We start from the raw sequence: 11639 nt of genomic DNA on the forward strand, positions 1-11639 counted from the left end.
CGTAAGGTAGGCTGTAAAACTAATACGAGTTTCTCAGTTATTCTTGAGTCCGAGTCTCCGACACGTGCGCGCCTACGTCACCTGCCGAGAAGCACTGCCCCGCAGCGCGGTCCATGAATTGAGGACCGCCCTGCTCGGCTCGCGGTTCGTGGCCCGAAGCCCGTTGATGGGAACCTTCCAGGCCAGCCGGGGGTTCGCCATCATCTTCACGCACGAGGGCCGTACCACCCTGGAGGCTCGCTTCCCGTTCCTGGTGCCCTACCTGACTCGCGTGCTGGCTCCCGCCAGCGCCAGGGGCCTCCTTCCCTGGCACGAGCGACTCTGGGGCGCACGGAAGCAGCGGCCCGTCCCCAACGCATTCTATCTCAACTTGCTGCTGCTGGATGCGGGACGTGGCGTGGGCCGTCACATCGACGCAACGCTCCAGGACCCCAGCGGCGTTCCGGATGCGACGCCCCAGCACGTCAGCGTGCTCTACCTCCGGGTCCCCGAACACGTGCGGGGTGGCGAGCTGTGCCTGCATCACCAGGACACCCCCGTGGGTGAAGTTCGCCCCCGTGAGGGGTTGCTCGTGCACTTCCGTGGCGATTTGCAACACGAGGTGCGGCCCTTCGTTGGCGGCGCCGAAGGTGCGAGCCGCGTGAGCCTGGTGTGTGAGCAGTACGTGTTCGCGCCGGAGGCGCTCGCGCGCATCCCCTCGTTTCGCATCCAATCGAAGGCGGGCTTCGCCGCCTACCTGGATGACCAGCGCAACCGCCCGGATGGAGGCTCCGCCGGGACATTGGAATAGGCTTCATTCCCGAACACAGGAGGCCCCGTGGCCGTCGATCCCCGAAGCACCGACGTCGAGCGCTTCATCCAGGAGGACCCGGGAGGTCCGGTGGTCATCCTGAACCTGGTGCGTTTCAAGGAAGGTGGCCGCGCCTCGTATGAGGCCTACGCCAACGCCGTCATGCCCTTCATCCTCAAGGTCGGCGCCCAGCCGCTCTATGCCGGTGATGGCTCGACGGCCCTCGTCGCCGAACCGGGCCAGACATGGGACGCGGTGCTGCTGGTCCGCTACCCCAGCCGCGCGGCCTTCCTGCAGATGGTGGCGGACCCGGAGTACCAGCACATCTCGCACCTGCGCACGGAGGCCCTGCAGGAGGCGGTGCTCCAAGCCACCACCCCCTGGGCCAGCTCCCCGGAGTCTTGAGTCACCGCGCCCCGAGGTCCGCCGTCGCCGCGAACGTGGGGGGACGGCGGTGCTTCGAGGCCTGCTCGTAGGCATAGGCCAGCTTCAGCAGCACGGGCTCGCTCCAGGCCCGGCCGATGAAGGACAGCCCCACCGGGAGCCCGCGCACATAGCCCGCGGGCACGGTGATGGAGGGGTAGCCGGCCACCGCCGCGGGGGTGGAGCTGCTGCCCAGCCAGTGGTCGCCGTTGATCAGGTCGACGAGCCCCGGGGGCGCCTCGGTCGGCGCCACGAGCGCATCCAGGCGGTGCTTCTTCATCACCGCGTCCAGCCCCTGCGCGCGCGACAAGCGGCGGCAATCCTGGAGCGCCTTCACGTAGGTCTTGTCGGTGAGCGGCCCCTTGGCTTGCGCCTGGTGGAGCAGCTCCTGTCCGAAGAACGGCAGCTCGTCCGCGGCGTGCTCTTCGTTGAAGCGGATGAGCTCCGCGATCGTCCGTGGCGCCCTCCCCTCGCCCAGGGACGCGAGGTAGGCCTCCAGGCCCGCCTTGAACTCGTAGAGGAGCACCTCGAACTCGGGGGCCTGCAGCTTGTCGGCCTGGGGGATGGGCGCGGGGTCCACGAGGATGGCGCCTCGCGACTTCATCAGCGCCAGCGCCTCCTCCATCCGCGCATCCGTCGCCGCGTGGTAGCCATAGAAGCGCTCCCGGGGCACGCCGATGCGCGCGCCCTTCAACCCGTCCACGTCCAGGGCGCGGGTGTAGTCCGCGTGGGCCTTGCCGCGGCTGGCCGCCGTCGCCGGGTCCGCGGGGTCCACGCCCGCGAGCACGCTCAGCAGCACCGCCGCGTCCGCCACGGTGCGAGCCATGGGACCGGCGGTGTCCTGGCTGTGGGCAATTGGAATGATGCCGGAGCGGCTCACCAGCCCCACCGTGGGCTTGAGCCCGACGAGCGACGCGGCCGCCGAGGGCGAAATGATGGAGCCATCCGTCTCCGTGCCCACCGACACCGCGCAGAAATTGGCGGCGGTCGCGGTCCCCGCGCCCGAGCTGGAGCCCGAGGGCGTCCGATCCCTCGCATACGGGTTGCGCGTCTGTCCGCCGCGCGCGCTCCAGCCACTGGTGGAGCGCGTGGAGCGGAAGTTGGCCCACTCGCTCAGGTTCGTCTTGCCCAGGATGACAGCGCCCGCGGCCCGCAGCCGCTCCACGAGGAAGGCGTCCCGCGCGGGCTTCGCGCCCACCAGCGCGAGTGAGCCCGCCGTCGTCTCCATCTTGTCCGCGGTCCCGATGTTGTCCTTGAGCAGCACGGGGATGCCGTGCAACGGGCCCCGCGCCCCCTTCTCACGGCGCTCCTGGTCCAGCGCGGCGGCCAGCGCCAACGCGTCCGGATTCAGCTCGATGACGGAGCGCAGCGGCAGGGGCCCCACGGTGTCCAGCGCGGCGATGCGCGCGAGATAACGCTCGGTGAGGCCCTGCGCGGTGTACTCGCCCGACGCCAGGGCGGCCTGGAGCTCGGCGACCGTCTTCTCCTCCATCTCGAAGGGCTTCGCGGCCGGTGGCGCCTCCTTCCCCGGAGCGCCGGCGGCGAAGGCACGGCCACGGGCGTCCAGGGAGACGAGCGCCGTGGCGACGGCGGTACCACCTAGAAGCGCGCGGCGGCTGAGGCCCGCGGGGGAGTCAGGAGGGGAATCGGGTTTCTTCATGGTCGCCGTGCACTACAGCAGCCGCGCACGAAGGGTCGCAACCCCAACGGGGCTTCGTTAGCGTGACGACCCGCTATGGCTTCCCACATCACCCTCCTGGCCGGTCCCGATGCGCTCCAACTCCTTCGCGAACGGGGCCTGCGCGGCGAGGACGTCGACGTCGTGCCCGGTGCCTCTGGTGGCCCCAAATGGCTGGTGCTGGCGGGGCTCGACCGGGCCCTCTTCGGCGGCCTGTTCCAGAACCGGACGCGCCCCCTGCACCTGATTGGCAGCTCCATTGGCAGTTGGCGGCTGGCCTGCCTGTCCCAGAAGGACCCGGTGCTCGCGCTGCGCCGCTTCGAGGCGGCCTACATCGACCAGCGTTATCCGCCCAAGCCGTCACCGGCGCAGGTCACCGAGCAGTGCGAGCGCATCCTGGACGCGCTCCTGGGCGACGAGGGCGAAGCGGACATCCTTCAACACCCCTGGGCCCGGCTCCACGTCATCACCGCCCTGTGCCGCGGCATGGCGGGCCTGGAGGACACGCGAGCGCAGTTGCTGGGGTTCCTGCTGTGCGGACTGGGCAACCTGGTGAGCCGCCGGACGCTGGGGCTCCACCTGGAGCGCGTCGTCTTCCACGCGGCCGGAGAAACCAGCCCCTTCGCCGGCCTGAAAGACCTGCCCTCCACCCACGTGCCGCTGACGCGGGAGAATCTCCGGCTGGCGCTGCTCGCGTCCGGCTCCATTCCCATGGTGCTCAGGGGCGTGAGAATCCCCGGCGCGCCCGCGGGCGTCTTCCGTGACGGCGGCATCGTCGACTACCACCTGGACCTGGACTTCGGCTCCGGGAGCGGCCTGGTGCTGTACCCGCACTTCTATCCGTATGTGGTGCCGGGCTGGTTCGACAAGGCGCTGCGCTGGCGGCACACCCGGCCCGGCAACTTCCGCAGGGCGCTGCTCATCGCCCCGTCCCCGGAGCTGGTGGCCCGGCTCCCGGGAGGACGGATTCCGGACCAGGGCGACTTCGAACAGTTGAAGGACGTGGAGCGCATGCGCGCCTGGAACCAGGTGGTCGCCGAGAGCGAGCGCATGGGCGACGAGTTCCTGGAGTTGATGGCCACCGGCCGCATCGCCGACCACGTCCGGCCGCTCTGACGCCGCCTCGCGGCCCGCTCTAAAAAGACAGCGGCCGGCCCCTGAATCCAGGAGCCGGCCGCCAGGAACTTCCTTCAGTCAGCTTCCCGAGACGCCCGAACCTTCACCGCATCCGGGCCCCACGGTGCCCTCCCCCCACCCGATGGCAGGAGGAGGACCCGCCCGTCTTAGTTCTGACGACGGCGGCGCAGCAGGCCGAGCAGCGCCAGGCCGATCATGCCGGCCGGAGCGCCCGCGCCCGTCGCGGAGCAGCCGCCACCCTCGTCCTCGCCGTTGCGGGCGGAGAACTGAACGGTGGTGGTGTGCTCGGCGCCGTGCGCGTCCGTGACCGTCAGGCGGAAGGAGAAGTTCTCCGTCTTGCCCTTCAGGTCAGGCAGGTTGGCAACCGCAACGGCCTGGTCGGCGCCGCTGATGGTGGCCGTCGGACCGGCGGTCTGCGTCCAGCGGTAGGTCAGCGCGTCGCCGTTGGCGTCGCTGGAAGCCGAGCCGTCGAGCGTGGCCGACGTCTGGTTGCCAGAGACCACCGCGCGAGCCGCCGCCACGGGGGCGACGTTCTCCTCGGTGACGATGACGGTGGTCACGGCCTGAACCGTGGCCGTGCCGTCGGTGACCAGCAGCAGGAAGGACAGCGCCTCGGTGGTGGCCGGCGCCGTGAACGTCGGCGTCAGCGAGGAGGCGTCAGACAGCTCAACGGCGGGGCCGCCGATCTGCGTCCAGGTGCTGATGAGTGCATCGCCATCCGCGTCGGTCGCCGTGCCGTTGAGGGTCACGGTGGAGCCGGCGGTAACGGTGGCAGGAGCACCCGCGCTCACGACCGGAGCGGTGTTGCCCGGAGCCGTGCCCGGGTCCGCCGCCACGATGATGCGCACGACGTCGCTGACCGTCGAGTTGCCGTCGCTGACCGTCAGGAGGAAGGCCAGCGTGTCGCCGTTGGCCGTACCCGGCGCGACGAACGTGGTGGACAGCGAGGAAGCATCAGACAGCGACACCGGGGTGCCACCAATCTGCTGCCACGAGTAGGTGAGCGGGTCACCCTCGGCATCGCTCGCCGAGCCGCTGAGCGTGACAATGTCGCCGGCGCTCGCCGTGCCATCCACACCCGCGTTCACGGTCGGAGGCGTGTTGGTCGGATCACCACCGCCACCGCCGGAGATGATGGTCACCGCGACCGCCTTGGAGGCAGAGGCCGTGCCGTCAGACGCCGTCACGGTGAACTCGTACGAGCCCGCGGCAGGCGTGGCGAAGGTGATGGAGGCCGTGTCCGCACCGTTGATGCTGACCGGCGCGCCAGCCGACTGCGCCCAGCTATAGGTCAGCGCGTCACCGTCCGGGTCCAGGGCGGACGCGGACACCGTGACAACACCCGCCGCGAAGGCCACGGAGGTATCCGTGACAACGGGCGCGCGGTTCACGTTGGTGATCGTCACCGTGACGGTGTCGTTCGCGCTGGCAACGCCATCGCTGACCGTCAGACGGAAGACGAGCTGCTCATCCAGGGTGACCTCGGGCGCGACGAACGTGGCCGTCGGCGAGGTGTAGTCCTTCAGCGCCACCGGCGTACCGGAGACCTGCGTCCAGAGGTACGTGAGGGCGTCGCCGTCCTCGTCGCTGGCGGAGCCGCTCAGCGTGACCTCGGAACGCTCCGCGGCCGTGGCGTCGATGCCCGCGTTCACGGTCGGCGCACGGTTGGCCGGCGACACCGTCACGTTCACCGAGTCGGTGGACGAGTTGGTGCCATCGGAGGCGGTCAGGGTGAACGTCAGGGTGGTGGACTCGGTGACCTGCGGCGCCGTGAAGGACAGCGTCAGGGTGTCGGCACCCGTCAGCGAAACCGCGGGGCCCGCCGTCTGCGCCCAGGCGTAGGTCAGGGCGTCGCCATCCGGGTCGGTGGCCGTACCGGTCAGGCTGACCTGGCTACGGGCCGCCGCCGACACGTCCGCGCCAGCGTTGACCGCGGGAGCGCGGTTCACGCAGATGCCGTCCTCGGGGACGATCGCGGCGAACGGGGTGTTGGTGATGCCGGTGAACTCGAGGTCATCCAGCAGCCAGCCCGTGGCGCCGAAGCTCTCGTCGGTACCGATGCGGAAGCGGATCTGCACCGTCTTGCCGGCGTACGCCGTGCCCAGGTTGATGGACGCGGGGATGAGGCCCGGGAACTCCTCGTTGTAGCCGGACAGCGCGGGGCGGCCCGCCAGGGGGTTCCGGTTGCCGGTGTAGTTCTCCAGCGTGGCGTTGTGGATCGGACCACCGATGTCCACCCACGTGTTGCCGCCGTCCTCGGTGATTTCGACGGTGGCACCGTCGTAGTAACCGAAGACCGGGTCACCTTCGAGGTCGTACGCGTGCAGGAAGTTCAGCACGAAGGGCTCAGTCGCGCTGACGTTCAGCTCCGGCGTGATGAGCCGGATGTCAGAGTAGGAGCCCAGGTCCTCGGCGTAGAACGTGCGGTTGGTCTCGGTCAACTGGACCACGCCCCAGACGTCCGGGGTCAGCGCCTCGTCGTAGTCCGTCGTCCAAGGCAGCTTGGACGGGGTCACCTCGACGTCCTCGATGTTCGTGACCTGCTCGGCCTCGTCGAAGTTCGTGATGAGCGTCAGGGCGTTGATGATGTCGCCCGGGATCGCCTGACCGTCGTCACGCACCGCGATGGAGAAGTTGGCCTCGGAGAACGGGGCCGCTCCATGGATGGACACGGGGACGGAGATCTTCGCCTCGGAGAACACGGGGATGGACGGGAAGACTCCACCACCACCGTTGCCCAACTGGATGCCGGGGGTCGTCGAGAACAGCGTCGCGCTGGCGCCGTTCGCCGTGGTGGCGCCGACGTTGCGAACGGTGATCTCGATGCGGCCCGTCTCGCCGTTGTCCAGGACGCCGTCGCGGTCACACGTGGTGCCCTCGATGTCGTCGAAGAACTCGGCAGACACGAACTGGATGGCGGAGCCGTAGCCGTAGCTCTCGACCACGCCCGCGTGGTTCGTGGAGTAACGGTCCGGAGCCTGAGCGCCGACGCCCGCGCCGCGCTTGGCGAAGGCCGCCCAGAAACGCTCGGCGTCCGCCGGATCGTTGGCGTAGGCCGCCGCGATGACGGCGTCACGCGCCTCCAGGAACGTCGGAGCCGACGGGGTCAGCTTGTACGCGTTGACCAGGTAGTTCTTCATCCGGTCCTGCGCATCCTGGAACGGGTGCGCGCGGAGCAGCGACGTGTAGCACTCCCACAGCATCGTCGCCCACACCTCGCCGGAGTTGTGGACCTGGGAGTTGACCGCGCCGTTGCTGAAGAACGGAACGCCCGTGGGCAGCGCCACGCCGTCCATGATGTGACGGTAGAACAGGCCGTTCTTGCTCGTGTCCGACGAGTACGTCGTGCGGCGGATACCGAACCACTCGGAGTCCGCGTCCGCGCGCGTGGCGTAGGCAGCGGCGGCGTAGGCGCCGTTCCAGTTCGCGTTGGTCGGGACGTTGATGTCCTCGGCGCGAACCATCATCAGCAGGGCGGTGAAGTCACCCCAGCCCTCGCCCATGCCACGGCCCTGGTTGTTGACCAGACCGGAGGAGTTACCGATGAGGCGGTTGCTGATGTAGTGACCCCACTCGTGCGCCACGATGGCGTTGTCGAGGGTGCCGTCGATCCACTGCGTCGCGCCACGGTACAGCGTGACGTTCAGGCCCGGGATGGCCGAACGCAGCCGGTTGCCGTCGTCCAGGTTCACGCGGAGCGCCGGGATGTTGATCGGCGAGGCAGGCGTGCCGCCCATGTCGATCGTCGGACCCGCGACGTTGTCGTGGATGATGACGCCGATGGCGCCCGCGTTCTGCGCGTTGAGCACCTTGATGGTGAAGTCGCAGCTACCACGGTCGATGACCGCGATGTTGCCAGCGACCTCGGCCGCGTTGGTCAGCGCGGTGCAGCCGTCGCGGTCCGTCGGGCCGTTGGTGTTGGCCGCGTCGATCGCCGCCACCACGTTACCGGTCGCGTTGAAGGTCTGGGGACCGAACGTGGTGGAGATACCACCCTGGTAGTCACCCGCGACTTCCGCCGGAGCGTTCGCCGTCACGCGCGAGTTGCGCGTACCGGAGAACAGGAACATCTGCATGCGGGGCGAGGCACCGTCGGCCGGCGTCCGCATGTTGGCGTTGTCGGTACCCTCGTGGTCCTGCGCCTGCGCGAGGAGCACGTCGTTGCCGAGACCGCCACGACCGAAGTTGCTGGCCTGGGCGTTACCGGAGGCCTCGTCGAAGCCGGCGTCGTAGTACCAGTCGTGGAGCCAGTTGTTCAGGTAGAACAGGCTCGTCGTCGCCGCGTCGATCTGGTCAGCATTCGCGTTCGGCTGGATGCCGAAGTCGATGCTCCGATCGAACACGCCCGGGGCCGTCACGGCGGGGCGGCGGTCGCCCGGCCCGAAGCCATCCGGAGCCACGAGGTCCGCGTAGGCGTCCACGTTGTTACCGCGGGTCACCGTCGCGCCATCCGGCAGCCAGGGGTCATTCTGGCTGAACGGAACGTTCTGGAGGGTGATCAGCGTGGACGGGATGTACGGCGACACGTAGCCGTTGGGGGCGTTGGCCGGGTACGGCGTACCAACGTTGCCGTGGGGGCCGTCGTGCGGCGTGTACGGAGGCGTGGTGTCCGCCCAGACGCGGTAGCCGAACTCCGCGTGCGCCGTCAGGTCGTTGCGCATCAGCAACTGACCGTCCGTGGCGGAGATGACGTACGCGAAGTAGTCCGAGTTCCGGCTGTCCGCGCGGCCCGTGTAGAGTTCCACGTAGTACGCGGGGACCAGCTTCGACGGCAGGGGGAAGTACACCTGCTTCACGCGCGCGGGAATGCGCAGCTCCTCACCGAGAGGACGCGCATAGCTCGCCAGCGTGTAGTGCGAGTACGTATCGCTCTTCGAGGACGCGCTCACGCGGCTGAGCAGGCTGCCGTCGATCGCGGTGCCGGTCAGGTCCTTGTACGCCGCGGCGATCGCCTCGGTCGCGGGAACCTGGAAGCGCGCCTTCGACTTCGGCATCTCGGCGGACGCGTGCTTCGAGAGGTTACCGGAGATGGCAACGATCTCGTTGTGCTTGTTGAGCAGGACGTTGAGCGACTGGCGGAAGACCTCGATACCGGAGGTCTTCTGCGACAGCGTCACGATCTTGACGCCCTGCTTGTTGGCGCTGACGTTGGTGACCGTCGCGCCAGCGGTCTCGAAGGAGCGCAGGCCGTAGAGAGGCGCGTGTGCGGACAACTGCGCCATCGCCGCCTTGGCGGGCGCCATCTTCGCGTATTCGGCGCGAAGCTTCGTCTGTTCCGCCGTCCGGTGAGTCCAGACGAACGTCGGAGAATCGGTCAGAGCGTCCTTGTGGGCGATCCGCGCCCCCTTGAGGCTGCTGTTGACCGGCTTGAATCCCGCAGCGGCACGACCCGCGGGCTTCGCGTCCTGGAGTGCATCGTAGTTCGGCAAAGTCCGAGCGACGGCACTGGTACCCGACAATACCAGGGCAAGCCCGGACAGAGTGGCAACCAACCTTCTCACGTGGGGAAACTCCATCTTTACGACAACGGGGGTGGCCGCCCCACTTACAGCCTGAGTAGAAGATTCCGGCCCCATCGCCAGAACACCCAGTCACGAAGAGGAAGCGACCAAGTGACAGATTGTCACCTGGTCGAGAGATTAGTGCCCGAACGGATGTAAGTTAAAAGGCGACATGAGATTTTTTTCCAACGGAGCGCAGAATTCCGTAGTTACGGCAGGTTGCGTTAGTGCGAATGGAGCCATGCTCACGGGTTTTCGCCGCGCGTTGGCCTTGGGGATGGCAGCAGCAGGGCTGATGGCCGGCGCCCTGGGGTGCCGGAGCACCGAAATCCGCCCATCCACCCCACCCCAGGCCGTCATCGACTCGGGTGAAGCCTCACCCGGGTCCGCGCAACACACGCATGGTGGTGCTGGAGACTCGGAGAGTCCTCAGCCTCCCAGGCCTGCCGCGAACCAGCCCGCGTCCGAGGGAAAAGCGTGCCCGTGGGGCCACTTGCGCTGCTGCGATGGACACTGCGCGCCCGCGACGGAGTGCGCGCTCCTCGCGTGCGATCCGCCGCGCCGCACCGCCGCCGAGACTCGCTGAACCCGCGCGCGTGAAGCGCACCGCCGCGAAATCTACGGCAAGCGCTCGACGGAGAACTCCCCGCGCGTGGGCGCGCGAGGCATCCAACCCGCCTGGAGGAACGCGCGCACGGACATGGGGCGATGCCGTGGATATTGGCTGTTGGAAGGCTCGTGCAACCTTCCCTTCCCCGCGAGTTGCGCGAGCAGACTCAGCGCGGAAGAGGACGTGTCCACGGGAGTGCCCGCCGGACGTGGACGCGCGAGGTGACAGCGCAGCGCCTCGACGCTCCCCCTGCGCACGCGCCGCAGGCGTTGCCCGGTGAGTTCCTCGTAGAGCGAGGCCACTTCGTTCACCGTCACCACGTCACCGACGAACTCGAGTCTCCGCCCCACCGCACGAGGATCCACCACCACGTCCGCGACCCAGCGCGCGGCGTCGCCCATGGCCGTCACGTCGAAGGGCTCATCCCCCGTGCCCCAGAAGGAAACCAGCCCCCGCTCGAAGTCGAACACCTGCGACTGCGGTGACAAGGCCGCTTCCATGAACGCACCACACAGCACGAAGCTGTACGGCACGCCGCTGCGAACCACCGCGTCCGCGACGCGTCGATGCGCGGCCATGAAGGCGCTCCCCGCCTCCGGGTCGGTGGAGTCCAGCGCGTAGTCGGACGGGATGAAGCGCAGCACGCCGTGTCGGCGCGCCGAGTCCAGCAACCGAAGCTGGCCGTCCACGAACACGTCGGGAGGCCCCCGCACAGCGGAGACCACCGCGTCCACCCCTTCCAACGCCGAGTCCAGCGAACGCATGTCATCCAGCGTTCCACTCACCAGCGTCACGCCGTGTTCCGCGAGCCTCGCCAGCGATTCGCCGCGTGTTCCCGGACGCACCAGCACGTGGAGGTGGATGCCGGGCCGGGACAACAGCGCCGACGCCAGCTTTCCTCCGAAACGTCCCGTGCCTCCCACCAGCAAGACATGCACGATGTCGGTGTCCATGGCCGCCTCCGATGGGGGTAATCCCCTACGGGGAAGATGGACCGTGGTGCCGGGTACGCCTTCACTTGCCAACATTCGCCGCTTGGCTGGACGCTGACCCGCCGTGAGGCGAAGCGCACCGAACGCCAGGACGCCCAAAAGCAATCGGCCCGGCCATCCAAGTGGATGACCGGGCCGATCCGAGTTGCGGGGGCAGGATTTGAACCTGCGACCTTCGGGTTATGAGCCCGACGAGCTACCAGGCTGCTCCACCCCGCGTCATGTTTCCAGCTCAACGTCTCGAAGCTTGACTGTGATTCCAATCAACCTTCGAGGTGCAACAAGTTGCGGGGGCAGGATTTGAACCTGCGACCTTCGGGTTATGAGCCCGACGAGCTACCAGGCTGCTCCACCCCGCGTCATGTTTCCAGCTCAACGTCTCGAAGCTTGACTGTGATTCCAATCAACCTTCGAGGTGCAACAAGTTGCGGGGGCAGGATTTGAACCTGCGACCTTCGGGTTATGAGCCCGACGAGCTACCAGGCTGCTCCACCCCGCGGCAGAGAGA

The 11639-nt window shown here is 68.3% G+C and carries 6 protein-coding genes and 3 tRNA genes; 3 read left to right on the forward strand and 6 right to left on the reverse strand.

Features of this window, described 5'->3' with window-relative positions:
• The first annotated feature begins 64 nt into the window (after positions 1-64).
• Together A176_RS16110 and A176_RS16115 are read left to right on the forward strand one after the other, a co-directional pair.
• A complete protein-coding gene (locus tag A176_RS16110; protein ID WP_044890425.1) occupies positions 65-790 on the forward strand; it encodes a 2OG-Fe(II) oxygenase in 726 nt (241 codons plus the stop codon).
• A gap of 27 nt (positions 791-817) precedes the next feature.
• Entirely contained in the window at positions 818-1195 is a 378-nt protein-coding gene (locus tag A176_RS16115; protein ID WP_002639636.1) for a DUF1330 domain-containing protein, read from the forward strand.
• Position 1196: 1 nt separating this feature from the next.
• On the opposite strand, the gene A176_RS16120 is transcribed toward A176_RS16115, so the two are convergent.
• On the reverse strand, positions 1197-2873 hold the full coding sequence (locus A176_RS16120) for an amidase (RefSeq protein ID WP_002639635.1): 1677 nt from the start codon (positions 2871-2873) through the stop codon (positions 1197-1199).
• Positions 2874-2948: 75 nt separating this feature from the next.
• Between A176_RS16120 and A176_RS16125 the strand changes: the two genes are divergently transcribed.
• Positions 2949-4007 (forward strand): patatin-like phospholipase family protein, encoded by a 1059-nt coding sequence (locus A176_RS16125; protein WP_002639634.1) that lies wholly within the window; start codon positions 2949-2951, stop codon positions 4005-4007.
• A 167-nt stretch (positions 4008-4174) separates the two neighbouring features.
• Here A176_RS16125 and A176_RS16130 read toward each other — a convergent pair whose 3' ends face one another.
• The 5 genes from A176_RS16130 to A176_RS16150 all read right to left on the reverse strand — a co-directional run bounded on the left by A176_RS16130 (position 4175) and on the right by A176_RS16150 (position 11630).
• A complete protein-coding gene (locus A176_RS16130; RefSeq protein WP_476704359.1) occupies positions 4175-9604 on the reverse strand; it encodes a myxosortase-dependent M36 family metallopeptidase in 5430 nt (1809 codons plus the stop codon).
• A gap of 543 nt (positions 9605-10147) precedes the next feature.
• Positions 10148-11092, reverse strand: a complete 945-nt coding sequence (locus A176_RS16135) for an aromatic alcohol reductase (protein ID WP_002639632.1) — start codon at positions 11090-11092, stop codon at positions 10148-10150.
• A 184-nt stretch (positions 11093-11276) separates the two neighbouring features.
• Positions 11277-11350, reverse strand: a tRNA-Met gene (locus A176_RS16140).
• Positions 11351-11416: 66 nt separating this feature from the next.
• A tRNA-Met gene (locus A176_RS16145) sits at positions 11417-11490 on the reverse strand.
• A 66-nt stretch (positions 11491-11556) separates the two neighbouring features.
• Positions 11557-11630, reverse strand: a tRNA-Met gene (locus A176_RS16150).
• Between the last annotated feature and the right edge of the window lie 9 nt (positions 11631-11639).

Source organism: Myxococcus hansupus (assembly GCF_000280925.3).
GTDB classification, from domain to species: Bacteria; Myxococcota; Myxococcia; order Myxococcales; family Myxococcaceae; genus Myxococcus; species Myxococcus hansupus.

Coding starts and splice junctions, on each gene's coding strand:
- A176_RS16135 (WP_002639632.1), bottom strand. CDS start 11,092: ATGGACACCGACATCGTGCATGTCTTGCTGGTGGGAGGCACGGGACGT.
- A176_RS16120 (WP_002639635.1), bottom strand. CDS start 2,873: ATGAAGAAACCCGATTCCCCTCCTGACTCCCCCGCGGGCCTCAGCCGC.
- A176_RS16125 (WP_002639634.1), top strand. CDS start 2,949: ATGGCTTCCCACATCACCCTCCTGGCCGGTCCCGATGCGCTCCAACTC.
- A176_RS16130 (WP_476704359.1), bottom strand. CDS start 9,604: ATGGGGCCGGAATCTTCTACTCAGGCTGTAAGTGGGGCGGCCACCCCC.